This is a genomic window from Micromonospora sp. WMMD956 (assembly GCF_029626125.1).
In the GTDB taxonomy this organism is placed as follows: domain Bacteria; phylum Actinomycetota; class Actinomycetes; order Mycobacteriales; family Micromonosporaceae; genus Micromonospora; species Micromonospora carbonacea.
Map to the genome: position 1 here is coordinate 1,327,732 of NZ_JARUBI010000005.1, position 24,606 is coordinate 1,352,337.

General features: G+C 73.7%; 19 protein-coding genes. 8 read left to right on the forward strand and 11 right to left on the reverse strand.

What is annotated here, in order from left to right:
- Positions 1 to 51: 51 nt before the first annotated feature.
- Positions 52 to 693: a MarR family transcriptional regulator gene (locus tag O7628_RS06135; RefSeq protein WP_278128981.1), complete on the reverse strand. Its 642-nt coding sequence runs from the start codon at positions 691 to 693 to the stop codon at positions 52 to 54.
- A gap of 99 nt (positions 694 to 792) precedes the next feature.
- Here O7628_RS06135 and O7628_RS06140 point away from each other — a divergent pair, with 99 nt between their 5' ends.
- The gene (locus O7628_RS06140; protein WP_278128983.1) at positions 793 to 1,923 is read left to right on the forward strand and encodes a PP2C family protein-serine/threonine phosphatase; all 1,131 of its coding nucleotides are present in this window, start codon (positions 793 to 795) and stop codon (positions 1,921 to 1,923) included.
- A gap of 22 nt (positions 1,924 to 1,945) precedes the next feature.
- On the opposite strand, the gene O7628_RS06145 is transcribed toward O7628_RS06140, so the two are convergent.
- The 7 genes from O7628_RS06145 to O7628_RS06175 form a co-directional block, all read right to left on the reverse strand.
- Positions 1,946 to 3,361, reverse strand: a complete 1,416-nt coding sequence (locus tag O7628_RS06145; RefSeq protein WP_256095815.1) for a sugar transferase — start codon at positions 3,359 to 3,361, stop codon at positions 1,946 to 1,948.
- A 297-nt stretch (positions 3,362 to 3,658) separates the two neighbouring features.
- Positions 3,659 to 5,401, reverse strand: a complete 1,743-nt coding sequence (locus O7628_RS06150) for a substrate-binding domain-containing protein (RefSeq protein ID WP_178066211.1) — start codon at positions 5,399 to 5,401, stop codon at positions 3,659 to 3,661.
- Between the two features lie 232 nt (positions 5,402 to 5,633).
- Complete coding sequence (locus tag O7628_RS06155; protein ID WP_278128984.1) at positions 5,634 to 6,671, reverse strand: lactonase family protein; 1,038 nt, start codon at positions 6,669 to 6,671, stop codon at positions 5,634 to 5,636.
- 112 nt (positions 6,672 to 6,783) lie between these two features.
- Positions 6,784 to 7,383, reverse strand: a complete 600-nt coding sequence (locus O7628_RS06160; RefSeq protein WP_074477438.1) for an ATP/GTP-binding protein — start codon at positions 7,381 to 7,383, stop codon at positions 6,784 to 6,786.
- On the reverse strand, positions 7,364 to 7,750 hold the full coding sequence (locus O7628_RS06165) for a DUF742 domain-containing protein (RefSeq protein WP_278128986.1): 387 nt from the start codon (positions 7,748 to 7,750) through the stop codon (positions 7,364 to 7,366). Before O7628_RS06165 ends, O7628_RS06160 begins: the two co-directional genes overlap by 20 nt.
- Positions 7,740 to 8,162, reverse strand: a complete 423-nt coding sequence (locus O7628_RS06170) for a roadblock/LC7 domain-containing protein (protein WP_278128988.1) — start codon at positions 8,160 to 8,162, stop codon at positions 7,740 to 7,742. The genes O7628_RS06165 and O7628_RS06170 overlap by 11 nt, the downstream gene beginning before the upstream one ends.
- On the reverse strand, positions 8,162 to 10,570 hold the full coding sequence (locus tag O7628_RS06175; protein WP_278128990.1) for a nitrate- and nitrite sensing domain-containing protein: 2,409 nt from the start codon (positions 10,568 to 10,570) through the stop codon (positions 8,162 to 8,164). Before O7628_RS06175 ends, O7628_RS06170 begins: the two co-directional genes overlap by 1 nt.
- A gap of 300 nt (positions 10,571 to 10,870) precedes the next feature.
- Between O7628_RS06175 and O7628_RS06180 the strand changes: the two genes are divergently transcribed.
- Positions 10,871 to 11,566 carry a hypothetical protein gene (locus O7628_RS06180; RefSeq protein WP_278128992.1) on the forward strand — a complete coding sequence of 232 codons (696 nt, stop codon included), beginning with the start codon at positions 10,871 to 10,873 and terminating at the stop codon, positions 11,564 to 11,566.
- A 10-nt stretch (positions 11,567 to 11,576) separates the two neighbouring features.
- A complete protein-coding gene (locus tag O7628_RS06185) occupies positions 11,577 to 12,575 on the forward strand; it encodes a hypothetical protein (RefSeq protein WP_278128994.1) in 999 nt (332 codons plus the stop codon).
- A gap of 101 nt (positions 12,576 to 12,676) precedes the next feature.
- Here the strand turns inward: O7628_RS06185 and O7628_RS06190 are convergent, their stop codons facing one another.
- The gene (locus O7628_RS06190; RefSeq protein WP_278128996.1) at positions 12,677 to 13,561 is read right to left on the reverse strand and encodes a helix-turn-helix domain-containing protein; all 885 of its coding nucleotides are present in this window, start codon (positions 13,559 to 13,561) and stop codon (positions 12,677 to 12,679) included.
- Between the two features lie 717 nt (positions 13,562 to 14,278).
- Between O7628_RS06190 and O7628_RS06195 the strand changes: the two genes are divergently transcribed.
- The 3 genes from O7628_RS06195 (at position 14,279) to O7628_RS06205 (ending at position 15,231) form a co-directional block, all read left to right on the forward strand.
- Positions 14,279 to 14,419 (forward strand): hypothetical protein, encoded by a 141-nt coding sequence (locus O7628_RS06195; RefSeq protein ID WP_176735005.1) that lies wholly within the window; start codon positions 14,279 to 14,281, stop codon positions 14,417 to 14,419.
- 42 nt (positions 14,420 to 14,461) lie between these two features.
- A complete protein-coding gene (locus O7628_RS06200) occupies positions 14,462 to 14,716 on the forward strand; it encodes a hypothetical protein (RefSeq protein WP_074477426.1) in 255 nt (84 codons plus the stop codon).
- Between the two features lie 149 nt (positions 14,717 to 14,865).
- A complete protein-coding gene (locus tag O7628_RS06205) occupies positions 14,866 to 15,231 on the forward strand; it encodes a hypothetical protein (protein WP_074477424.1) in 366 nt (121 codons plus the stop codon).
- Positions 15,232 to 15,395: 164 nt separating this feature from the next.
- Here O7628_RS06205 and O7628_RS06210 read toward each other — a convergent pair whose 3' ends face one another.
- Entirely contained in the window at positions 15,396 to 17,201 is a 1,806-nt protein-coding gene (locus O7628_RS06210) for a glycoside hydrolase family 6 protein (RefSeq protein ID WP_278129000.1), read from the reverse strand.
- 589 nt (positions 17,202 to 17,790) lie between these two features.
- Between O7628_RS06210 and O7628_RS06215 the strand changes: the two genes are divergently transcribed.
- The gene (locus tag O7628_RS06215) at positions 17,791 to 18,723 is read left to right on the forward strand and encodes a hypothetical protein (protein WP_278129002.1); all 933 of its coding nucleotides are present in this window, start codon (positions 17,791 to 17,793) and stop codon (positions 18,721 to 18,723) included.
- A 1-nt stretch (position 18,724) separates the two neighbouring features.
- Positions 18,725 to 19,450, forward strand: coding sequence for a class F sortase (locus O7628_RS06220; RefSeq protein WP_278129003.1), 726 nt, complete (start codon positions 18,725 to 18,727; stop codon positions 19,448 to 19,450).
- Positions 19,451 to 19,522: 72 nt separating this feature from the next.
- On the opposite strand, the gene O7628_RS06225 is transcribed toward O7628_RS06220, so the two are convergent.
- Positions 19,523 to 24,577 (reverse strand): NAD-glutamate dehydrogenase, encoded by a 5,055-nt coding sequence (locus O7628_RS06225; RefSeq protein WP_278129005.1) that lies wholly within the window; start codon positions 24,575 to 24,577, stop codon positions 19,523 to 19,525.
- Positions 24,578 to 24,606 lie beyond the last annotated feature (29 nt).

The following is a 24,606-nucleotide window of genomic DNA, read 5'->3' on the forward strand; positions in this document are numbered from 1 at the left end:
CCGCGCCGGAGGAGGCGCGCCAAGCAGCGAGGGGGTCAGGCGGTGCGGGGGTCAGGCGGTGCGGGCGACCTGCGGGTCGCCGGCCGGCCAGCCGCCGCCCGCAGTGGCGTCCGCGGGCCAGCCGCCCGGGGTCGCGTCCGTCGCCGGTCGGCCGCGCGGCACGCCCGGGGTCGACCAGCCGGCCGGGTGCTCCCCCGCCGGCCAGCCCTGGCCGGGCGGCGGTGCCCACTCGTCCGACCGGGCCTCGGCGGCTAACTCCGCCGTCGGCGGCTCCGGCGGGTGCCGCAGCCGGGCGACCTCGTCGAACTCCTGGAGCCCGCCGAGCAGGGCCTGCCGCCCCTCGGGGCTCATCCCGGACAGGATCGCCGCCAGCCGCTGCCGGCGGTCGGCCCGCAGCTCGGCGAGGAGCTTCTCGGCCTCCGGCGTGAGGTGCAGGGAGATCTCCCGCCGGTCGGACCGGCCCGGCTCGCGCTCCAGCATGCCCGCCGCGACGAGCCGGTCGCAGAGCCGGCTGGCCGAGGAGAGCAGCATGTCGAGCAGCGTGGCCAGCCGGCGCAGGTTGATCCCGTCGTGCTGCTCGACCACCATGACGGCGCGCAGTTGCGCCCCGGAGAGCCGGCTGGTGGTGCGCTCGCGCGCCGCCTCGAAGACCGTGAGCAGGGTGCCGGCCGCCGCGTCGAGGGCGGCGGCCATACTCGCTTCTGGTCCGTGCGGACCGTGTTCTTCGGTCATGTTGGGCAAGAGACTACCCGGCGTCCCTGGTCGCCGGCCCCTCCGAACAGAGGAGTGACGATGAGCGGTGGGGAAGACCGGGCCCGTCGTACCCTGACCGAGGCACCCGCCGACCTGCTGGTCGACCGGCTCGCCGGGGAGCTCCTGCGGTCGTACGGGATCACGGAGGTCGAACTCCTCCAGGTCGACTACCGCCTCTCGGCGCTGCTGCCGCTCACCGAGGGTGAACCGGTCGAGGGCCCGGGGCACCCCGCCTGGCGCTGCTTCGACCACCAGGAGCCGATCGTCGCCGAGCGCACCGGCTACTTCCCGGTCAGCATGCGCGGCGACCGGCGGGGCGTGCTCCGGGTGTCGCCGGTGCCCGGCGACCCGGCCGCCGTGGGCGAGCTGCTCGGGGTCGCCACCGCGCTGGGGCACGAGCTGGTCGCGGTCAACGAGGGCACGGACGTCTACCGGGCCGCCCGCCGCAGCCGCCGGCTCACCCTCGCCGCCGAGATGCAGTGGGAGCTGCTGCCCGGGCGCAGCCGGATCCGCGCGTCGTTCAGCCTCGCCGGCCAGCTCGAACCGGCGTACGCGGTGCGGGGCGACAGCTTCGACTGGTCCGACGACGGGCACCGGCTGTGGCTGTCGACGATCAACGGGATGGGCGAGGGCGTGCAGGCGTCGGTGCTGACGGCCCTGGCCACGCACGCCCTGCGCAACGCCCGCCGGGCGGGGCTGGGCCTGGCCGACCAGGCCGCCCTCGCCGACCAGGCCGTGTACGCGCTGCACCGGGGCGAGCAGCACGTCTCGGCGCTGCTGCTGGAGCTGGACCTGGCCGGCGGCGTGCTGACCGTGGTCGACGCGGGCTCGCCCCGGCTGGTGCTGCTGCGCGACGGGGAGGTGGTGGAGCAGCCGCTGGAGGCGCAGTTCCCGCTCGGCATGTTCGACGGCACCGACTACCGGGAGCAGCGGTTCACGCTGCGCCGCGGCGACCGGCTCTTCGTGCTCAGCGACGGCGTCGTCGAGGCGACCGGGCAGAACGTCCGCTACGGCGAGAGCGCGCTGGACCGGTTCCTGCGCCGGACCGGCCCGATGGAGCCGCTGGACGCGGTGCGGTCGCTGATCGGCGACCTGCGGGCGTTCGTCGCCGGTGACCTGGTCGACGACGCGGTGGTGGTCTGCCTCGACTGGACGGGCCCGCGGCCCTGACCGGCCCGGCGACGCGCCGGGGTCAGTAGGCGCCCCGGCTGCGCACCACCGCGCCGAACGTCTTCCACAGGATCGTCAGGTCGGCGGCGAGCGACCAGTTCTCCACGTAGTAGAGGTCGAGCCGGATGCCGTCCTCCCAGCTCAGGTCGGACCGGCCGCTGACCTGCCAGAGGCCGGTCATCCCGGGCTTGACCAGCAGCCGCCGGGCCACGTCGCCGTCGTAGCGGGCCACCTCGGAGGGCAGCGGGGGACGCGGGCCGACCAGGCTCATCTGCCCCAGCAGCACGTTGGCGAGCTGGGGCAGCTCGTCGAGCGACCACTTGCGCAGCACCCGGCCGACCCGGGTCACCCGGGGGTCGTCGCGCATCTTGAACATGAGGCCGTCGGTCTCGTTGCGGGTGGTCAGCTCGGCGAGCAGGGCGTCGGCGTTGACCACCATCGTGCGGAACTTGAACACCCCGAACTCGCGGCCGCCCTGGCCGACGCGGATCTGCCGGAACAGCACCGGCCCCCGGCTGTCGAGCTTGATCGCCAGGGCGATCACGGCCAGCAGGGGCAGCAGCAGGGCCAGCGCCACGGCGGCGGCGGACCGGTCGACGAAGCCCTTGACCAGCTTGCGGGCCCCCCGGAACTCGGGGGCCTCCACGTGGATCAGGGGCAGGCCGGCGACCGGGCGGGTGTGGATGCGGGGGCCGGCCACGTCGGTGAGCGCGGGCGCGACGACCAGGTCGACGCCGGTGCCCTCCAGCTGCCAGCCGAGCCGCCGCAGCCGGGTCGCGGTCAGCTCGCCGGAGGCGGTGACGGCCACGGTGTCCGCGCCGATCGCGGTGGCCGCCTCCGGGATGCCCCGGAACGAGCCCACGACCGGCACGTCGCCGAGCCGCTGCGGCACCGGCGCGAGCAGCGCGTCGGGGATGCAGGCCCCCACCACGTGGTAGCCGGCGTACGGCTCGCGCCGCAGCTGGTGCACCAGTTCCAGCACGTGCGCGGTGTCGCCGACCACCAGCACCTTGCGCGACCAGCCGCGCCCCCGGGACCGGGCCCGGTGCAGCCGCTTGCGGGCGGCGAACCGGGCCACCTCCAGGCCCAGCATGCCGACGGCGAACGAGATGGCCAGGAAGCCCCGGGAGACGCCGACGTCGGCGATGTAGCCGGCGATGGCGGTGCCGCCCGCGAGGCGCAGGCTGGCGCTGCCGACCCGCCGGTACTCGTCGGCGCCGTAGCCGAGCACCCGGTCGTCGTAGCAGCGCAGGACCTTGAGCGAGAGCAGCCAGGTCAGCAGCAGCACGGGGGCCACCACGACGTACGGGATCTCCGAACCCACCGGCTCCTCGTCGCCGAAACGGGCCACGTAGCCGATCAGCACCGCGACCGCCAGGACGGCGGTGTCCAGCACGACCAGCATGCGAACGTACGCCCGCTCGTCGACGCGGGCCACGGGCCCGCCCCGGTCGGCACCAGGCCGCGGCGGCGTCCTGGTGGCGGTCAACAGCGTCGCCGACGTCACCGGCCCTCCCCACTCTGCTGAGAAAGGCCCCGGGCGTTGTCCGGTCTCCCCAACGGGACCGACGGCGCCGGAGCACCTCGACATCTTCTCTTAATAACTATGGCCGCCGATTACTTCGGACGTATTGCCGTCAGTTTGCTGGCGGACCGGCGCGGCGCGTGGCTCGGCGCAAGGGTCTCCCCGCGCGGCGAGCCCTCGCCGCTGATTGATGACTCAGTATGGCGCACGTCAGCGAGGCGCGTTCGGGCGGAGCGCGATCGCCTTGAGGAAGATGTCACCGATCTTGGTCGGGTCCTCGGTGACGAAGTTGCCGCCGCCGGTGACCTTGGTGATCGACTCCAGCTCGGACTTGCTGACGTCGTTGCCGATGCCGATGATCACGACCTGCACCGGCCGCTCCGGGTCGGCGATCCGCTTCAGCTCGGCGAGCAGCTTCTGCTGGGAGATGCCGTTGGCGTCCTCGTTCTTGCCGTCGGTGAACAACACGATCGAGTTGACCCGCCCCGGCTCCCAGTCCTCCTGCACCGCCTTGTAGGCGGCCAGCATCGTGTCGTACAGGCCCGTGTCGCCGTTGGAGGGCCGGATCGTGGCCAGCCCCTGCTCCAGTCGGCTGCGGTTGCTGGAGAGCGGGTTGATCGGCACCAGCTCCCGGTAGTCGAGGCTGCCGACCAACTCGGTGGAGAAGGTCCACAGCCCGATCGACCAGGAGTCGTCGAAGAGGTTCAGGCCCCGGCTGGCCGCCGCGACCGTCACCTGCTCCCGGGTGGCGTTGTTGGCGCTGGGCACCGGCTGCTTCATCGAGCCGGAGACGTCGATGACGCAGAGCATCCGCCCGGACTGGGTGGCGATGGACCAGCTGGAGACGGCGCGCTCTATCGCGACGGGGTCCAGACCTCCCGCGCCGTTGCCGCCCGGCGCCGGCGCGGTCGCCGCACCACCCGCCGGGCTCGGCGCGCCCTGCGGCGCGTTGAAGCCGTCGCCCCAGTTGCCGTCCGGCGCGCGCAGCGACCGCTCGGCCAGCCGGTTGCGGAAGCCCGGCGTGGTGAGCACCTCGAACAGCACCTTCGCGGCGGCCTGCTTCGCCGGCTCGATGCCCGGCAGCACCGCGTACGGGTAGTCCAGCGGCATCGGCGACGGCTCCAGGTAGAGCGCCGCCAGCGGGATCGGCGGCTTCCGCTCGTTGTACGCCATCACGTCCTCCTCCGACAGCGCGGCCGCGCCGAGGCCGGAGGCGATCGCCGTCGGGTCGGAGGAGCGGGGGAACCGGGCCAGCAGGTCCTCGCGCAGCGCGGAACGGCCGGTGGCCAGCGCCCGCAACGCCCCCGTGGTGGCCTGCTGCGCGTCGCCGCCCGCGCCGCTGGCGGCGGCGGTCATCGACAGCAGCCCGGACAGGCCGGCCGCGTCCTGCGTCGGCTCGACGATCCCGGCCCGGATCGGCTTGCTGCTGCTCACCTGGCGCAGCAGGTCGGTCCAGGTCAGCTTCTTCTCCGGCCAGCCGAACCGGGTCTCGGCCACCGGCTCGGGCACCGCCACCACCACGGGGCTGCGGGCGATGGACGCGCCGTTGCCCGGGGCGAACGCGGTGGCCCCGGCGTTCTTCAGCCGCAGCAGCCAGGTCGAGGAGTCCGGCACCCAGACGTCCGGGGTGACCGCCGTGCCGCTGGCCTGGCCGACGCCGGCCAGCTGCACCCCGTGCTTGCCGGCCACCGCGGCGGCGACGTCCACCGGCTCGGCCGCCGTGACGTTCACGGCGATGCAGGTGCCGCCGACCGCCGCCCCGTCGGACACCCACTGCGCCGCGGCGGCCTGCACCGCCGGGGCCAGCTCGGGCGCCGCCGCCACCGACAGCTGGACCTGCCCCGAACAGGCGGGCTGGACCAGCGCCCGGTAGCCGAACCAGGCACCCGCGATGACGACGACGAGCGCCGTCGCCGACGCGACCGCGCCTGCTCCGCGGATACCTGACTGCATACGATGGCGGCCTGACACGGTGACCATCTTGCGGACCCGCTGCTGGTACTGCCACGTCCGTTCGGACGAAAGTTACTCAGGAGAGACAGATGTCATCACTTTTATGACGCTGAGTGACTAGCCCGTGCCCCGAGGTCGCCGGCACGCCCCTGATCAGGGCCGCGACCCCGGCCGGCGTCGCCGCGGGACCCGTGGCCGGGACCCGCAGGCCGGCGGCCACGGTCGCCGGCGGTCACGGCAGGACGCAGGTCGGGCTGGACACCGCCACGGGCTCCCCCACCGGCGTCGGGACCCCCGTCGCGGCCTCCACCCGGAACACCCGGACCATGTCGGCGCGCTCGTCGGCGACGTACAGGTGCTCGCCGGCCAGGGCGAAGTGCCGGGGCCACTCCCCGCCGGTCGCCACCTCCGCGACCAGCTCGGGCAGGTCACCGGCGAGCGCGAAGACCGATACCGTGCCGACGCCCCGGTTGCCGACGTAGAGGAAGCGCCCGTCCGGGCCGACGGCGATCTCGGAGGGCTGGACGTGCCCGGCGCGGCCGCTGGCGTCCACCCGGCCCCGCTGGTGCAGCGCCCCGTCGGCGGTCAGCTCGTACGCGGTGACCGCGGCGTCCAGCTCACCCACCAGCCAGCAACGCCGGCCGTCCGGGTGCCGGGCCAGGTGACGCGGGCCGGAGCCGGCCGGGGCGTGCACCCGGGGCGCCCGGGGCACCAGCCGCCCCGAGGCGGCGTCGAGGTCGTACCGGTAGACCGAGTCGGTCCCCAGGTCGACGGCGAGCAGCGGCCCGCCGTCCGACGCCGGGCTGACCATGTGGCAGTGCGCCCTCTCCTGCCGCTGCGGGTCGGGCCCGTGCCCGGCGTGGACCACCAGGTCGCTGCGGTCGCCCGGCGCGCCCGTCGGGTCGAGCGGGAACACCGCCAGGCTCCCGCCGCCGTAGTTGGCCGCCACGAGGTGCCGGCCGTCGTGGGTGACCGCCAGGTGACAGGGCTCCGCGCCCCCGGTGTCGACCGAGCCGAGCGGGGTCAGGTCGCCGTCCGGGCCGACCCGGAACGCGCTGACCTCCCCCTCGGGCAGCTCGTTGACGGCGTAGAGCACCGGCAGGGTGGGATGCCGGGCGAGGAAGGACGGCGACGGGGTCGCCGCGGCGGTGCCGAGCGGGGTCAGCGCGCCAGTCACCGGGTCGCGCCGGGCGGCGACGATCCCCTCGCCCCGCCCCCCGGTGGCCGCCGTGTAGCCCCCGATGTGGACGATCGTCTGCTGCCCGGTCATCCGGTCCGCCCTCCGCTGCTGTCCGTGTGCGCCGCCGGCCGTGCGCCGGCCGGGCCCGTCGCCCCGGGGACCGTACCCACGTCGGCCCGGCCCCTACCCGTGCGCCCCCGGGTCAGGCCGGCACCGGCTCGCCGCGCTGCCGGGCGACGTGCTCGACCAGGGAGATCAGCACCAGCTTGCCGGACTGGCGGTCCCGGGCGTCGCAGAACAGCAACGGCACGCCCGGGTCGAGGTCCAGCGCGTGCCGTACGGAGTCCAGGCTGAACCGGCGGCCGTCGTCGAAGCAGTTCACCCCGACCACGAACGGGATGTTCCGCTGCTCGAAGTAGTCGATCGACGGGAAGCAGTCGGCCAGCCGGCGGGTGTCGGCGAGCACCACCGCGCCGAGCGCCCCGAAGGCCAGCTCGTCCCAGAGGAACCAGAACCGGTCCTGGCCCGGGGTGCCGAACAGATAGACCTGGAGGTCCTCGTTGATGGTGATCCGGCCGAAGTCCATGGCCACCGTGGTGGTGGACTTGCCCTCCACCCCCGAGAGGTCGTCCACGCCGATCCCGGCGCCGGTGAGGACCTCCTCGGTCTGCAACGGCCGGACCTCGCTCAGCGCGCTCACCAGCGTCGTCTTGCCGGCGCCGAAGCCGCCCGCGATGAGGATCTTCAGGGCCAGCGGGATCCGCACCCCGGACCCGTCCCGGTCATAGCGCACGGAGTCCATTGACCACCGCCTTGAGGATGTTGTCGTCGGGTAGGAACGCGGTGCCGGCCGGCTCGTGCACCGAGACCAGGCCCCGGGCGAGCAGGTCGCCGACGAGCACCCGGACCACCCCCACCGCGAGGTCAAGCTCGACGGCCAGCTCGGCGACCGGGACCGGCCGCCGGGCCAGCTCCACCAGGCGGCGGTGCTCCGGGTGCAGCCGCGGGTGGGCCGCCGGGTCCACGCCCCGGCCGGCGAGCACGAACGCCACCAGGTCGAGGCCGACCGACGGCCGGACCCGCCCGCCGGTCAGGGTGTACGGGCGGACGACCGGGCCCGCGTCGCCGTCCAGCCACTCGTGCTGCGGCCCCGGGGACTCAGCCCGCATCGGCCCCACCCGAGGTGGACCGGACCGGGGCCGTCAGGTTCTCGCCCACCCGGATCACCAGCATCGCCATCTCGTACGCCACCAGGCCGATGTCCGCGTCGGCCTCGGCGACGACCGCGAGGCACGCCCCCTGGCCGGCGGCGGTGACGAAGAGGTACGCCGACTCCATCTCCACCACCGTCTGCCGCACCCCGCCGGCGGCGAGGTGCCGGCTGGCGCCCTTGGCCAGGCTGGAGAAACCGGAGGCCAGGGCGCAGAGGTGCTCGGCGGCGGTCCGGTCGAGCTCGGCGGACGCGCCGAGCAGGAGGCCGTCCGCCGAGAGCACCACCGCCTCACGGGCGGCCGGTAGGCGTTCCACCAGCTCGTCGAGCAACCAGTCGAGATCGACGTTCGGCTTCGTCCTGTGCACCACTAGGCGTCCCTCTCAGTTGCGGTCGTGGGTTGCGGGGGCGCCGCCGGGACGTCCGGTTCCGGCGTCGCGCCGGCGGCGGTCGGGTGGGGAACGGCGGCGGTCGGGGCGGCCGGGGCCGGGCCGGGGCCGGCCGCCGGGGGGTCGCCCCCGGCGGCGTCGCCGCCGTCCGCGGCCGCGCCGGCCACGCCGTCCCGGCGGCCCCGGGCGGTGCCGGCCTGGAGCGCGGACATCAGCCGCCGGGCCTCCTCCGGGGCGCGGGGGGTCGGGGCGTCCTGGGCCGTCGGCCGGGGGCGGGTGGTGGGGCCGCGCCGGCGCACCCGGCGGGGCAGGCCGTCGCCGTCGCCCGGGTCGGCCGGCACGGAGCGGCTGGGCACCAGCGGGACCACGGCCGTCGACGAGTCGCCGCGCTCCCGGGTGATCCGGGCCGAGCGGGGCCGGGGCAGCGTGTTGAGCCGGGTCACCTTGGCCATCCGCCGGTCGTCGGCCGCGCCCTGCGCCGCCCGCCTGCCGGCGGGGCCGGGCGGCGGCTCGCTGGTCACCAGGCCGTGCGGGATCAGCACCACGGCGGTGACCCCGCCCTGGGCGGCCGGCCGCAGCTGCACCCGGATGCCGTGCCGCGCGGCGAGCCGGGCGACCACGAACAGCCCGAGCCGGGCGCTGTCGGCCGGGTCGAACTCCGGCGGCGTCGCCAGCCTGCGGTTGGCCTCCTCCAGCGCCGGTGCGGCCATGCCGAGGCCCTGGTCGACGATCTCCACGGCGTACCCGTTGGGCAGGCTCTGCCCCCGCACCGCGACGCGGGTGCCGGGCGGGGAGAACACGGTGGCGTTCTCGATCAGCTCGGCCAGCAGGTGGATGACGTCGCCGACCGCCCGGCCGACGGTGGCGGCCGGCTGCACGTCGGCGATGTCGACCCGGTCGTACGCCTCCACCTCGGAGATCGCGCCCCGCACCAGGTCGACCATCGCGACCGGGTTGCGCCAGCCCCGGCCCGGCGCGGCCCCGGCGAGGATCACCAGGTCCTCGGCGTGCCGGCGCAGCCGGGTCGCCAGGTGGTCCACCCGGAACAGCTCGGCCAGCTCGTCCGGGTCCTCGACCCGGCGCTCCATCCGGTCGAGCAGGGCGAGCTGCCGGTGCACCAGCCCCTGACTGCGCCGGGCGATGTTGAGGAAGACCTCGTTGAGGCCGCGCCGGAGGGTCACCTCGTCGACCGCGGACCGGACGGCCGTGCGGCCCACCTCGGTGAACGCGCGCCCCACCTGGCCGATCTCGTCCTCGCCGTGTTGCAGCAGCGGGGCTTCCCGGGCCACGTCGACGTCCTCGCCGCGACGCAGCCGGGTGACCACGTCCGGCAGCCGGTGCTCGGCCATCTCCAGCGCCGCGTCGCGCACGGCGGTGAGCCGGCGCGCCAGCGACCGGCCGACCCGCAGCGACACCAGCACCGACGCCACGATCGCGGCGAGCCCGAGCACCCCGGCGACGCCGAGCCGGGCCAGGATGCCGACCGCCACCGGCACCGTCCGGTCGGCGATCGCGTCGGCCTGGGTGAGCTCGAAGTCGCGCAGTCCCCGTTGGACCGCCTCCTGGCTGGTCTCCCAGGCCCGGGCGTCGAGCTGCGGCGTCCGGCCGGGATCGGCCCGCACCAGCTCGTCCTGGAGGGAGCGCAGCCGGACGAACGCCTCGCTCTCCGCGAGCCGCTGGTAGGCCGCCCGGTCGTCCGCCGGCAGGTCGGCCACCGCCGTCTCGGTCAGGAAGCGCTGGTTGCCGATGACCTGGACGAGCTGGGTGTGCTCGCCCGGGGCGTAGCGCCCGGTGACCAGCACCCCGGCGAGCAGCGCGTCGGCCTGCCCGAGCAGCTCCCGGGACCGGCCGAGCGCGGTCAGCGCCAGCGCCTGCCGGTTGAGGTCGTTGTCGGGCAGGGCGGCCAGCGCGGTGAACGCCTGGAAGGCCGCGCCCACCATGCCGCTGTAGAGCCCGATCGCGCCCGTCCGGTCCACCTCGCGGCGGTCGATGAAACCCCGGCCGGCGGGCAGCGCGTCCAGCGCGCCGAGCAGCCGGTCGAGCCGGGCGTCGAGCAGGTCGCCGGCGGCGTCCCGCAGGCGCTCGCCGTTGACCCGGCGACGCAGTTCGGCGACCGCGACATCGGTGCGTCGCCGCTGCTCGGCCAGCTCCGGCAACTCGGCGGTGCCGGCGAGCTGCACCACGGTCAGCCGGCGCTCGCGTTGCAGCTCGGCGACGACCGTCTCACCGGGCCGGCCGAAGTCGTAGAGGAGGGTGCCCGCGGAGAGCAGGTCCAGGGCGGGACCGAAGGCGAGCGTGGTGGCGAAGATCCACAGGGCCAGCAGCGCGCTGACCGGCGCTACGACCAGGGCCGTCAGCTTCGAGCGGATCGGCCAGTCGCGGGTGTTCATCAGACCTCGCCCGGAACGTGTGGCAGCGGGTGGCACCGGTGCCGGCCAGGCTTCGCCGCCACGGCACCGGGGCACCGGCACGGGCGCCTTGGGCAGGATACGTAATCGTCGCCGGATGCGGTACCGGCCTCTCGCCCGGTGCGCTCGCCCCGGCACGCTCCGCTGCTTCGGAGTCCTGACCCATCAGGGCGGGAACCCCCCATCCGTCACCCGACATCCGCCGATCGCCCAGGAAAGTCCCCCGGATCGGGATTGGCGATCAGCGACCGGAGGGAATACCGGAGGGACGAAGGAGGAGCCATGTCGCCCACGCAGGTAATCGTCATAGTTCTCGTCGTACTCGTGGTGGCCGCGGTCCTGGCCGTCGTCGCCCGGCAGGCGGCCCGCCGCCGCGCGCTGCGGTCCCGGTTCGGGCCCGAATACGACCGGGTCGTCGCCGAACGGGACAGCCGCGCCGACGCCGAGCGGGAGCTGCGGGAGCGGGAACGCCGGCACGCGGAGCTGACGCTCACCCCGCTCACCCCCGAGTCCCGGGCCCGGTACGCGGCGGCGTGGGAGGAGCTCCAGGTCCGCTTCGTCGACTCCCCCGCCGAGACGGTGAGCGACGCCGACGAGCTGGTCGGCCGGCTCGTCGCCGAGCGCGGGTATCCGACCGGGGACTTCTCCGACCAGATCGCCCAGCTCTCCGTCGAGCACGCCCGGACGCTCTCGCACTACCGGGACGCCCACGAGATCCGGCTGCGCAACGAGCGCGGCGAGGCCGGCACCGAGGAGCTGCGCCAGGCCGTCGTCCACTACCGGGCCCTCTTCGCCGACCTGCTCGGCGGGGATCCGCTGGACGCCCGCGTCCCCGACCAGCGCGACCCGGACCAGCACCACCCGGAGCACCACCGGCCCGAGCAGCACCACCGGCCCGAGCAGCGCCACCCGGAGCACGCATCCCGGGAGGCGCAGGAGACGCCGGTCGACCGTCCGCACGACGTCACGAGCCGTTGAGGAGAGCCAGATGCGCCAGGAGCAGCAGGTGAGCAGCGACCACCCCGAGGCCGTCCGGTCCGCGCCGGTGCCGGTGCCGCCCCCGGGCCGGGCGACCGGCGACGCGGCGGCGCGCCGGGGCCGGGACGTCGAGGGCCGCGCCGAGGTGCCCGAGGACGTGCTGGACGACCGGGGCACCTTCGACGACCCGACCGTGGCCGACGGGCGCGGCGACGGCGAGCCCGAGTTCCACGAGCCCGCCCCGTTGCCGACCGCGTTCGGGGCCACCACGGTCGGCGGCGCGGTCGCCGCCTCGGCGATGGCCAGCGGCCGCCCGGAGGACGAGCGGGACCCGCGCGCCGAGGACACCGCCAGGCCGGGCGACGGCGCGCCGGGCAGGACGGACGCGTTCGACGACGAGCGGGCCGACCCGACCGCCGCCGACCGGCTGCACGACCGGTCCCGGTGGGCGGACGGCGGACCGGACGACGAGCGTGGCGAGGGCCGCCACGCGGAACACCGGCACGCCGACGACACCCGGCACGAGCACGGCACCCGGCACGAGCACGACGGCCGGCACCCGGTCGACGGGCGGGTCGGCGCGGACCGCAGCCAGGAGGACGCGGTGGCCGCCGGCGCGGCCGGGTACGGCCGGTCCGAGCCCGGCATGATCGACCCGGACGCGCGGGACGACGCCCCGTCGGCCCACGGCGTCGGCGCGGTCACGGCGGCGGCCCGGCCCACCGCGGGCGCGGTGCCCGAGGACGCCGCCACCCTCTTCGAGCCCGGCACGGCGCAGGGCTTCCGGGACCGCTGGCGCGACGTCCAGCTCCGCTTCGTCGACGACCCCAGGGCCGCCGCCGGCCAGGCCGAGTCGCTGGTCGGGGAGGCGATCGAGGCGCTGGCCGCCGCGCTCGCGGAGCAGAAGAACAAGCTGGGCGACTGGCAGCAGACCGGCGACGACACCGAGCAGCTCCGGATCGCGGTGCGCGGGTACCGCGACTTCCTGGACCGGGTGCTCGGCCGCTGACCGTCCCCGCCCCGCGCGCCCCGGCCGACCACGGCCGGGGCGCGACGCGCGCCCCGGGCCCCGCCGGCGGGCCGGGCGACGGAGGCCGCCGCGCGGGCGGGTCAACACGCCGGCAGGGCGAGTCCGCCGCGGTACTCGGGCGCCACGTATATCTCCGCGAGGAATCCGGCCCGGCCGTCCGGCCACACCACCCGGTACCACAGCCGGGAGGTGACGCCGTTCGGGTTCTGCTCGATCCCCGCCGACGTGGTGTCCCGGTTCGTGACCTCCGTGCCGGTCACCCAGCAGGTGACGGGGACGAGGGTTCCGCTCCACATCTCCGTGTCGTCGAGCTTGCAGCCACGCGCCGCGCAGCGGGCCGCCGGCTCCGCCGACAGGTAGGCGGGGGTGCGGTCCTCCACCAGGTCGGACGGACCGATCGCCACCTTGTTCTGGACGAGCAGCGCCTTCGGCGTCGCGCTGGTGGCCTGCGCCGGGGGCGGCCGGTCGTCGGCGTCGGCGAACGCGACGAACCCGACCACGGCGACGGACACCACCAGCACCGCCGTGGCGGTCGCCCCGATCCACCACCGGGCGGGCAACCACCGCCGGGACGCCGGAGCGCGCCCCTCGACACCGCCGGCCGCCGGCTCGTCGCCGGTCCGGCTCGGGGCGTCGGCGGACGCCGGTTCCGCCGGCTCCCGTTCCGCCTGCGCCCGGCGGCGCTCGGGCGGCGTCGGACGGGCGGCGGCGACCCACGGAGGAGTCAGGTCGAGGCTCTCCGGCGCGCCTGAGGGTCGCCCCTGGCCGGCGGCGCGCTTCAGCCGGGTCCAGTAGTCCCGCCAGGCGTCCTCGTCGCCGTCGCAGGCCTTGACGAAGGCGAGGGTGACGTCGAGGGTGGGCAGCCGGCGTCCCGCCGCGGCTTCCTGCAGGGTGCTCTTGCCGTATCCGGTCCGCCGGGAGAGCTGTTCGTACGTCAGACCCGACCGGTTACGCAGATCGCGCAACCAGTACGCGAATTCCGTGGCCAGCGATCCGTCACGATCGAGAGAGCCTTCAGGACGTCCCACTGCCGAGCCTCCGACGATTATCCGGATCTTCGTGGTGATTTTCCGTATGCATCCCGGCGTCTGTCCAGGTCGGACAACAGTTGGGTACCGGACAACGAACCGGGGTTTTCCGGTCTTCTGCCGACATGCTTGTCCTCGCCGGCCCCGTTACGCGACCGTCTTTCCGGCGGACCACCGGGCCGAGCGGCAGCCGGGCGCAGCAGTCGGACAAGTGGACGTCCGGCGGGCGGTCGGGCGTTCCCGCCGATCACCCATTCCTGAGCCAGCCGAATCAGCCCCGAGCCCGCCGGATCAACGCGTCGATCCGGTACCGCCGCCACCACCCGCCAAACGCATTCGTCACCGGATCTGGAGAGCATCGTGGACCTCAGCCCTGCGCCTCGGCCTCCCGGCCGTCGGTGGCGCATCGGTCGTCGTCGCCCGGTGGCTGCGCGGGCGGTCGCCGGTGGCGGCGACACCGACCCCGTCGAGGAGCTCTACTCGCAGTTCGGCACCGGTCTTCCAGACTCCGCCGTTCTGGTGCCATCCGGAACTGGAACCGTGTTTTCCGTTGCCCGCGCCGCGGCTCGACTGAGCGGTCGGCGACGGTCTTCTGTCAACTGATCGATGGAGGTAGCAGGCATGAGCAGGCCCACCTGTCACTGTGGCGTTCCGATGTACGCACGACCGGGCTCGAAGAGTGGAGCGGGACCCGCCGGCTACTGGGCGGTGTTCGAGTGCAAGACGCTGCACTGCCCGAAGTGCGGCAACGGGCGCTGCCGCATGACCGAGAAGGCGTTCGTCGAAACGCGCTGACCACGGACCGAACGGCTGTAGGGGGACAGTGTCATGGAAGCGGTGCCCGGCATCGTCTATCTTCTCGGAATTCTCGTGGCCACCATCGTCATCCGGTCGCGGGCCGGCGTCGGCCAGGGCCCGATAAAGATCCTCGGGTCCGACGGGTTCGGGCTGGGCTGGTTTCTGACCGCCTTGTCCGCCAGCCTGTTCTGGCCGATCACCCTCGGGCTCTGGCTGGCCCGGGGCCGTCCGGAGCCCCGGGTGGTGTTCAACGAGAAGGCGGCGGAGCGTCGCCGCCGATCGGTTCACCCGTAGCGGGCGGCACGGACGATCCAGCCGCCACCGCGCAGGAGGTCGATTCCACGGCGCCGGACCGCAGGGTCCGGCGCCGTCGGCATGCCCTCCGCCCTTCGGGGTACGCCGGGGGGATCAGGCAGCACCTGGGCGCACAGGAGGGCAGCAGGATGACGGAGCGCGAGCCGAACGCGGGGCGACCGCTGGAGGAGACCCCCGAGGTGGCGGCGGCGGTGGACGACGAGAGCACGGTGCCGCAGCTGCGTACCGGCGGTGCGGACCGGGCCGACCCGTCCTTCGCCGGGCCGGGGGAGGTCGTCGAGGGGGCCGGTTCGACCGAGGACCTGCTCGGCGACCCGTACGGCGGGGGCACGGGCGCTGGCGGGGACACCATCCGCACCGGCGCGGAGCAGCCGTGGGACCCGGAGGACCTGGTGCTGGCGCGGGGCCAGGACCCGACGCCGGAGAACATCGAGCGGGCCCGCCGGGACCTGGCCGAGCAGGGCCGGGCGGCGGTGGAACGGACGGTGCCCTGACCCGCCCCGGGGGCGGGCCGGCCCGGGGCTGACGGACCAGGGGCGGGCCGGCCCGGTACAGGCGGGGGCCCCTGGCCCGACCGGTGGACGGTCGGACCAGGGGCCGGGGGAACCTGCCGGCGCGGTGCCTCACTCCCGCGGCGGCCGGTAGGCCTTCCGCCGGATCAGGAGAGCGGCGGGTAGGCGTTCTGCATCAGCTGGGTGAACTGCGCCGGGAACCAGGCACCCGAGATCGGGGCGCCCGACAGCGCGCCACTCATGTTGTTGCCGTTGCGGGCGTTACCGGTGTAGGTCGGGTCGCACATCCGGTCGAAGCCCTTGCCCTCGTTGTTCGGGATCTCGGTGCTGGAGCCGTCCGACTCACCCGGGGGCTTCACCCAGACGTAGGCGTCGATGCCCGGCTCCGGAGCGGCCTTGGGGCGCTCGCCGAGGCCCGCGCCGGCCTGGTTGCACCAGTTGCCGGTGTGGAAGCGCCGGTCGACCCGACCGCCGTTGACGTAGGCGTCCACGCTGGTCGTCGGGCCCGCGCCGGTGGGCCGGGCGGAGCCGCCCCAGCCGTTGCGGGAGGTGTCGATCAGCATGCCGATGTTGCTGCTGAAGCCCTTGGAGACCAGCTCGTTGCGGAACGCCTGGGCGAAGGAGAGCTCGTCGACGTAGTAGTTCCAGTCGACCCACTTGGACTGGCGGACGGTCTGGCCGTTCACGGTGTCGGTCACCTTGAAGTACGGCTCCTTGAGGGCCGAGTAGTTCGCGGTGTTGACGATGAAGCCGTGCACGTTGGCCGGGGTGCTGCCGGACGCGCCGGCGGCCTCACGCAGGATCGCGGCGCTCGGGCTGAAGTTGCTGTCCCAGCCCAGCCAGCCGTGGTGGCCGGCGTCGATGTAGTTGTAGACGTTGCCGATCGCGCCCAGCTTCGCCAGGGCGTAGCCCACGCCGTTGACGTACCCGCCGTTGGCCTTCATCGTGTCGCACGTCGCGGTGCCGCCCGGCTTGTCCGAGGTGTTGGTGATCAGGTTCGGCAGCGAGTCGATCTCGACGATGTTGATGATCCGCAGGCTGGCGTACTTCGAGTCGCCCTGGATCGCGGCGATCGGGTCGATGTACTCCGACTTGTAGCGGGGCAGCTCGTCCGGCTTCAGCTCGCCGTTGGAGGCGAGGGCGGAGCAGTCGCGGCCGGGCAGGTTGTAGATGACGAACTGGATGTAGTTCGCGCCCTGGGCGAGCGCGGCGTCCAGGTGGTCACGCACGCCCATGGCCCCGTTGGAGCTGCTGTCCGGGGTGCCGTTGATGGCGGCGATCCGGTCGATCCACACGGCGGTGGGGGTGTTGGACACCCGGTTGCCGCCCGCGACGGACTCGGCCTTGGCCTTCCACTCCGGGTTCACGTACCCCTTGGCGTTCAGGTACGGGTTGTCCACCTTCTGCCCCGGCGGAGTCGTCGGCGGAGGGGTGGTGGGCGGGGGCGTCGTCGGCGGAGGGGTGGTCGGCGGCGGCGTCGTCGGCGGAGGGGTGGTCGGCGGCGGCGTCGTGGGGTTGGTGGTGCCGCCGTTGCAGACCACGCCGTTCAGGGTGAACGAGGTGGGCTTCGGGTTGCTGCCGCTCCACGAGCCGTTGAAGCCGATGGTCACGCTGCCACCGCTGGAGATCGAGCCGTTGTAGGACTCGTTCGCGGCGGTGACGTTCTGCCCGCTCTGGCTCCACTTCGCCGACCAGCCCTGCACGACCTTCTGGCTGCTGTTCGGGAAGGTGAAGCCGAGGTTCCAGGACGAGACGGCGTCGCCGATGTTCTTGATGGTGACGCTGCCGGTGAAGCCGCCGGCCCAGTCGTTGGTGGTGTAGTCGACGCTGCACTGGGTCGCGGCCTGGGCCGCGGTGACCGGAATGGTCACCAGACCGCCGGCGACCAGCGCGCCCGCACCGGTCAGTGCGAGCGCCCGGCGGCGGCCGGACAGTCTCTTCCTCATACTCATGCCACTGATCTCCTTGGGCGAGACCGGACTCGCGGCCCGGCGGAACGGCGCGCGACATCGAACGGACGTCGACGGCGCCACGGGGGATTTCGGGGGTGCCCGACCCGGACGGGCAGTTTGGTGGTGGTGCGCGGCCGGCGCTTGCATGGCCGGCCGGGCGGCGGACGTCGTCCGGTGGAACCGGTGCCCTCGACATCTGCCTTGCGCGGTGTGGCTCCCCGTACCGCGTGAGGGAATTCTTGCATGGGAGCGCTTCCATGGCAATGGTTCGATGCCGGGCGACCCCGCCCACCGGGGACGAGCGCCCCGGTCGGGGCGGCTGAGCACCGAAGGTGTCGACCGGGACGCCGCACGCGGGCACCCCGCCCCACTCGAAAGAGTGCGGGAACGCCCGGCAGGTCGCAACCCCGTCGACCACCCCGAACAATCCGACACATGGCATCAATACCGCTAAAGCCCTCTTCACCTCATCGCCCGGCAAACTGTAAAACACGAATCTTTCCCCTGATAGCTCGCGAACGGGGCTAACGTCGTGGGTAGCTCGGCTGACGTCGGGCTCAGGACGAAGAGGGATGGAGTGACGCAGGTCATGGCAAACAAGATGCTCGGGAAGGTCGTTGCGGGAGCCGCGCTCGGCGGCGCGTCCCTGCTGGTGTTCACGCCGGGGATCGCGTTCGCGGACGGCCACTACGACGGCGAGACCCGCGACGGCAAGGTCTACGCCAAGCCGCACGTCGTCAAGCCCGGCGAGAAGGTCAAGATCCTGGAGATCTGCCCGGAGGCCCAGGAGCACGCCGCCGTCTGGTCCGAGGTGACCGGCAAGGTCAAGCTGCACCCGGCGGACGAGGACCGCGGGTACCAGGGCGAGGAAGAGGGCGCCTGGGCCGAGGAGAAGGCCGGCGAGGAGAAGGCCGGCGAGGAGCACGGCGGGGCCAAGGAAGACGAGAAGGCCAAGGAGGACGAGAAGGCCAAGGCCAAGGAGGACGAGAAGGCCAAGGGCGGCAAGGGCGGCGGTGCCGCCGACGACTCCGGCGAGTGGAGCGGCTACGAGCACGACCAGGAGGCCGAGAAGGGCTACGGGGACAAGTCCGAGAAGAAGGCCGAGAAGGACTGGTCGAGCGAGGACTCCAGCCACGGCGAAGACAAGAGCTACGGCAAGGACTCCAGCCACGGCGAGGACAAGAGCTACGGCGAGGACTCCAGCTACGGCGAGGACAAGGGCTACGGCGAGGACTCCGGCTACGGCGAGGAGAAGTCCTGGGAGCACAAGAAGGACTTCGTCTACTACGGCGAGGCGGAGGTCGCCGAGGACGCCGCTCCGGGCCGCTACGAGCTGAAGGGCTCCTGCGGCGAGGGCGAGCTGGTCGTGCTCCCGCGCGGCCACGTCGAGGGCGGTGACGGCGGCGCGGCCGGCGGCACCGACCGCGGGCTGGCCACCACCGGGGCGAGCATGCTGGGCGCCGCGGCGCTCGGCGGCCTCGTGCTGATGCGGCGGCGTCGGGCCAATGGGTCCCTCGCCTGACGTGACGGCGACACCGGCCGGCGGCCGTCACGGGACACCGTGGCGCGCCGCCGGCGCGGCCGTCGTCGTCCTGCTCGCCATGGTGGGCGCCGGGATGGTCGGCGCCTCCATGCGCGCCGCGCCCACCCCCCGCCCGCCCCAGCCGGTCACCCAGGCCGGTCCCGACCGCGTCGGCGGGACCACGGACGACGGCGGGAACGTCGCCGGTCAGGGCCCCCTCGACGCCGGCCCGGGGGCGGCGGACGGGGAGCGGTCGGCGACCGGCCTGGCCCGGGCCACCCCGACCACCATCAGGATCCCCCGCATCGGCGTCGACGCCCCGATCATGACGCTCGGCACCAACCCGGACGGCACCGTCCAGGTCCCCCCGCTGGAGCAGGCGTTGAGCGCCGGGTGGTACTCCCCGGGCGCGAGCCCCGGCGAGATCGGCAACGCCGTCGTCGTGGGCCACGTCGACTCGGCGAAGGTCGGCGGCCCCGCCGTGTTCTACTCCCTCGGCGCGCTCCAGCCCGGCGACACCGTCGAGGTGGCCCGGGACGACGGCAGCCGCGTCACCTTCACCGTCGACGAGGTGCGGGCGTACCCGAAGGCCGCCTTTCCCACCGAGCTGGTCTACGGGCCCAACGACCGGGCCGGCCTGCGGATCGTCACCTGCGGCGGGCAGTTCGACCAGGCGGCGGGCAGCTACGTGGACAACGTCATCGTGTTCGCCACGATGACCGGCTGACCAGCCGGAGCGGGCAGGCGGGGCGCGGCCGGTCGGATGCCCGACCGGCCGCGCCCCGCACCGCGTCCGGCGTCAGGCCGCCGAGGTGCGCACCAGCGTGCGGATCTGGCGCAGCAGCACCGACAGCGCGGCGAGGTCCGCCCGCGACTCGTCGAACTCCCCCATCGCCCGCCGGGCCCGGTGGATCGACGTCGCGTTGGACTGCTCCCACTGCTCCACCCGCTCCAGCGGCGGCAGCGAGTCCGGCGTCGAGCCGAGCACCTCCGCGGTGAGCGCGGCCAGCGCGGCGTACAGGTCGTAGCGCAGCGCCATCCGGGCCAGGGTCTGCCAGCGGTCCGCCCGGGGCAGCAGGGAGATCTTCGACAGCAGCGAGTCGACCCGGAACCGGTCGGAGAGCACGAAGTAGACCGAGGCCACCTCGCCGACGTCCCGCCCGCTCGTCGCCGTCGTCTCCACCACGTCCAGCAGGCCGAAGCTGTACATCAGCCGGGTCGCCTGCTCGGCCAGCCCGCGCGGCAGCCCCCGCGAGGTCATCGCGTCGATGTGGGCGGCGATGGCCTCCCGCTCGCCGCCGTAGAAGAGGTTCTCCAGGCCGGGCAGCAGCCGGGCCACCCCGGCGCGCAGCCGGTCGATCTCCGCCGGCACGTCCAGCGGCGAGCGCCGGTTGGTCACCAGCCAGCGCACCGCCCGGTCGAGCAGCCGCCGGGTGTCCAGGTAGACCGCGGTCTGCAACTCCGGGTCGACCTTATTGTCCAGCGCCTCGACGGCGTCCCACAGCTCGCGCAGCCCGAACACCTCGCGGACCACCACGTACGCCCGGATCACGTCCGCCGCCGACGCCGCCGTCTCCTCGACCACCCGGAAGACGAACGTGATGCCGCCCCGGTTGATCGCCTCGTTCACCAGCACGGTGGTGACGATGTCGCGGCGCAGCCGGTGCTGACCCATCCGGTCGGCGAACCGCTCGCGCATGGGCGTCGGGAAGTAGTTGACCAGGACGTCGGTCGTCCACTCCTCGTCCGCGAGACCCTCGGCCAGGATCTCCCGCTCCAGCACGATCTTCGTGTACGCGAGCAGCACCGCGAACTCCGGCGCGGTCAGCCCGGTCTCGGTGCGGGCCGCCAGCTCCTCGTCCGGCGGCAGCGCCTCCAGCGCCCGGTTCAGCGCGCCCGAGCGCTCCAGCTCGTTGATCATCCGCCGGTGCACCGGGAGCAGCGAGGCGGCCTGCGCCTGCGAGTTGTTGATCGCGCGGGCCTGGTCGTAGTTGTCGCGCAGCACCAGCTCGGCGACCTCGTCGGTCATCCCGGCCAGCAGCTCGTCGCGCTCCGGCACGGTCAGTTCCCCGTCGGCGACCGCCGTGTTGAGCAGGATCTTGATGTTCACCTCGTGGTCGGAGCAGTCCACCCCGGCCGCGTTGTCGATGAAGTCGGTGTAGATCCGCCCGCCCGCGAGGGCGTACTCGATCCGGCCGAGCTGGGTGCAGCCCAGGTTGCCGCCCTCGCCGACCACCCGGCAGCGCAGGCTGCGGCCGTCGACCCGGATCGCGTCGTTGGACTTGTCGCCCACCTGCGCGTTGGTCTCCGAGGACGCCTTGACGTAGGTGCCGATGCCGCCGTTCCAGAACAGGTCCACCGGGGCCGTCAGGATCGCCTTCATCAGCTCCTGCGGCGAGAGCTGGTCGACGTCGTCGGCCAGCCCGAGCACCGCGCGGACCTGCGGCGACACCGGCACCGACTTCGCGGCGCGCGGGTACACCCCGCCGCCGGCGGAGATCAGCTTCTCGTCGTAGTCCTCCCACGACGACCGGGGCAGGTCGAACAGCCGCTTCCGCTCGGCGTACGAGGTGGCGGCGTCCGGGTCCGGGTCGAGGAAGATGTGCCGGTGGTCGAACGCGGCCACCAGCCGGATGTGCTCGCTGAGCAGCATCCCGTTGCCGAACACGTCGCCCGACATGTCGCCGACGCCGACCACCGTGAAGTCCCGGGTCTGGGTGTCGTGCCCCAGCTCCCGGAAGTGCCGCTTCACCGACTCCCAGGCACCCCGGGCGGTGATGCCCATCTTCTTGTGGTCATAGCCGGCGGAGCCGCCCGAGGCGAACGCGTCGCCCAGCCAGAACTGGTGCCCCGCCGAGATCTCGTTGGCGATGTCGGAGAACGTGGCGGTGCCCTTGTCCGCCGCCACCACCAGGTACGGGTCGTCCGCGTCGTGCCGGACCACGTCCTCCGGCGGCACGATCTCACCGGCGACGATGTTGTCGGTGACGTCGAGCATCGCGCCGACGAACTCCTGGTAGCAGGCGACTGCCTCGTCCCGGTCCCCCGGCTTCTGCTTGAGCACGAAGCCGCCCTTCGCGCCCACCGGCACGATCACGGCGTTCTTCACCATCTGCGCCTTGACCAGGCCGAGCACCTCCGTGCGGAAGTCCTCCCGCCGGTCGGACCAGCGCAGCCCGCCCCGGGCCACCGGCCCGTAGCGCAGGTGCACGCCCTCGAACCGGGGCGAGTAGACGAAGATCTCGAACCGGGGGCGCGGGGCCGGCAGGTCCGGGATGGCCTGCGGGTCCAGCTTGAACGCCACGTACGGCTTCGGCCGGCCGCCGACCGGCTTGGCGTAGAAGCTGGTGCGCAGGGTGGCCTGGATCAGCGTCAGGTAGGAGCGCAGGATGCGGTCCTGGTCGAGGCTGGCGACATCGTCCAGCGCCGCCTTGACCGCCGCCACCAGCTCGCCGCCGCGCTCGCGGCGCTGCTCGACGCTCGCCTCGCCGGGGGCGAACCGCACCTCGAACAGCTCCACCAGCAGCGCGGCGATCCTCGGGTACGCGATGAACGTCTGCTCCATGTAGTCCTGCGAGAAGACCGTCCCGGTCTGCCGCAGGTACTTCGCGTACGCCCGCAGCACCACCACCTGCCGCCAGGTGAGCCCGCCGCGCAGCACCAGCTCGTTGAAGCCGTCCACCTCGGCCTCGCCCCGCCACGCCGCCGCGAAGGCGTTCTCCACGTGCGGGCGCACCTCGGCCAACTCCTGATGCCCCTCGGGCAGCCGCAGCCCGAAGTCGTACAGCCAGATCCGCCCGTCGACCCGCTCCACCTCGTACGGGTGCTCGTCGACGACCTTCACGCCGAGCGAGTGCAGCACCGGCAGCACCGCCGACAGCATCATCGGCTCGCCGTAGCGGTAGACCTTGAACCGCACGTCCATCGTCTCGTCGACGTCGGCGTCCCGGGCGACGCCCGCGCGCGGCGCGAGCTGCTTGCGGAACAGGTGCATCTCCAGCTGGCCGGGCTCCTCCAGCAGCTCCAGCTTCGCCAGGTCCTTCATCGCCTCGTACGGCGTGTGCCCGTCCTTGTAGCCCTCCGGGAACGCGTCGGCGTACCGGCTGAACAGGTGCTTGGCCTGCTCGTCGCCGAGCTTGCGCTCCAGCACCAGGCGGTAGTCGTCGTCCCACAGCCGGGTCGCGTCGGCCAGCTCCTCGGCGAGCAGGTCCGCGTCGATGTCCCCCGGCGGGCGGGTCGGGTCCGTCCGCACGATGAAGTGCACCCGGGCCAGCATCGACTCGGTGACCCGGGTGGTGTAGTCCACCCCGACGCCGTTCAGCTCCCGCAGCAGGATGTCCTGCATGCGCAGCCGGTTCTGCGTGGTGAACCGGTCCCGGGGCAGGTAGATCAGGCAGGAGATGAACCGCCCGTACGCGTCGCGGCGCAGGAACACCCGCAGCTGGCGGCGGCCCGCCATCCGCAGCACGCCGATCACCGCGTGGTAGAGGTCCTCGGTCTTGATCTGGAACAGCTCGTCGCGCGGGTAGGTCTCCAGGATCTGGAGCAGGTCCTTGCCGGAGTGGCTGCGCTGGCTCAGACCGGAGCGGTCCAGCACCTCGGCCACCTTCCGGCGCACCACCGGCAGCTCCCGCACGCTCGTGCGGTACGCCGCCGTGGAAAACAGGCCGAGGAACCGCCGCTCGCCGACCACCTGACCGGCGTCGTCGAAGACCTTGAAGCCGATGTAGTCGAGGTACGCCGACCGGTGCACGGTGGCCCGGGAGTTCGCCTTCGTGATGATCAGCAGGCGCTTCTCGGTCACCTTCTCGTGCGCCTCGGGCGTCATCGACGACAGCGCCCGCGCCTCCGGCGAGTCCGACCGCAGGATGCCCAGGCCCGTGCCGAGCACCGCCTCCAGCGCCGGCCCCTCGCCGTCGGGGGCGTCGACCAGCCGGTACTCCCGGTAGCCGAGAAAGGTGAAGTGGTCGTGGGCGAGCCAGCGCAGCAGCTCCACCGAGTCGGTGATGTCCTTCTCCGGCACCGGCGGGCGGCTGTCCGAGGTGCGCGCGGTGGCCAGCTCGTCGGCCAGGGCCAGGGCGCGCTGGCGCATCCGCGGCCAGTCCTCCACGGCCTCCCGCACGTCGGTGAGCACCCGCTGCAACTCGCGGCGCAGCTTCTCCCGCTCGGCGGCGTCGCGGACGGGGTCGACCTCGATCCGCATCCAGCTCTCGACGAGGTCCCCGTCGATGGAGTCGTCGGGCTCCACGTCGGCGGCGACCTCGACGAGGCGGCCCAGCGGCTCGCGGCGCACCACGACCAGCGGGTGCACCAGCAGGTGCACGTCGAGGTGGTGGGCGTTGAGCAGGGCGGTCACCGAGTCGACCAGGAACGGCATGTCGTCGGTGACGATCTCGATCACCGTGTGGTGCTGGTCGGCGTCCGGCTCGTGGATGCGCAGCTTCAGCTCGCCCGGCACCCGCTGGTGGGCGAGGTCCCGGTGGGCGCGGGCCGCGTCGAGCATCTCCTCGGCGGTGAACCCGATCAGCTCCTCGTCCGGGGCGAACCGCCAGAAGCGGCTGACCAGTGTCGCCGCATCGTGGTCGTCCCCGGCCAGTGCGACGGCCTGGGCGACCAGGCGTTCGGCGTTCGGGACCGGCTCGTCGAGCTCGGCATCCTCGACGTCGTCGGCCAGCGCCTCCGCGGGCAGCCCGAGGTCGTAGAGGGTGTCGATGCTCGAACCGGTCATCCCGGTCACGCCTGTGTCGAGTCGGCCGAAGCCGTCCCCGTCGGTTGCCGAATCGAAACTGTCGTCCCGGCCGGTGTCATCCTGCCGGAGGTCGGGTCCCGGTTTGATCGCCGGACGCCGGTCCATCGGTGCCACTCCCCTCGACCCACCGCGTT

Coding starts and splice junctions, on each gene's coding strand:
- O7628_RS06135 (WP_278128981.1), bottom strand. CDS start 693: ATGGCCGCCGCCCTCGACGCGGCGGCCGGCACCCTGCTCACGGTCTTC.
- O7628_RS06140 (WP_278128983.1), top strand. CDS start 793: ATGAGCGGTGGGGAAGACCGGGCCCGTCGTACCCTGACCGAGGCACCC.
- O7628_RS06150 (WP_178066211.1), bottom strand. CDS start 5,401: ATGCAGTCAGGTATCCGCGGAGCAGGCGCGGTCGCGTCGGCGACGGCG.
- O7628_RS06155 (WP_278128984.1), bottom strand. CDS start 6,671: ATGACCGGGCAGCAGACGATCGTCCACATCGGGGGCTACACGGCGGCC.
- O7628_RS06160 (WP_074477438.1), bottom strand. CDS start 7,383: ATGGACTCCGTGCGCTATGACCGGGACGGGTCCGGGGTGCGGATCCCG.
- O7628_RS06165 (WP_278128986.1), bottom strand. CDS start 7,750: ATGCGGGCTGAGTCCCCGGGGCCGCAGCACGAGTGGCTGGACGGCGAC.
- O7628_RS06175 (WP_278128990.1), bottom strand. CDS start 10,570: ATGAACACCCGCGACTGGCCGATCCGCTCGAAGCTGACGGCCCTGGTC.
- O7628_RS06180 (WP_278128992.1), top strand. CDS start 10,871: ATGTCGCCCACGCAGGTAATCGTCATAGTTCTCGTCGTACTCGTGGTG.
- O7628_RS06185 (WP_278128994.1), top strand. CDS start 11,577: ATGCGCCAGGAGCAGCAGGTGAGCAGCGACCACCCCGAGGCCGTCCGG.
- O7628_RS06195 (WP_176735005.1), top strand. CDS start 14,279: ATGTACGCACGACCGGGCTCGAAGAGTGGAGCGGGACCCGCCGGCTAC.
- O7628_RS06205 (WP_074477424.1), top strand. CDS start 14,866: ATGACGGAGCGCGAGCCGAACGCGGGGCGACCGCTGGAGGAGACCCCC.
- O7628_RS06210 (WP_278129000.1), bottom strand. CDS start 17,201: ATGAGTATGAGGAAGAGACTGTCCGGCCGCCGCCGGGCGCTCGCACTG.
- O7628_RS06215 (WP_278129002.1), top strand. CDS start 17,791: ATGGCAAACAAGATGCTCGGGAAGGTCGTTGCGGGAGCCGCGCTCGGC.
- O7628_RS06225 (WP_278129005.1), bottom strand. CDS start 24,577: ATGGACCGGCGTCCGGCGATCAAACCGGGACCCGACCTCCGGCAGGAT.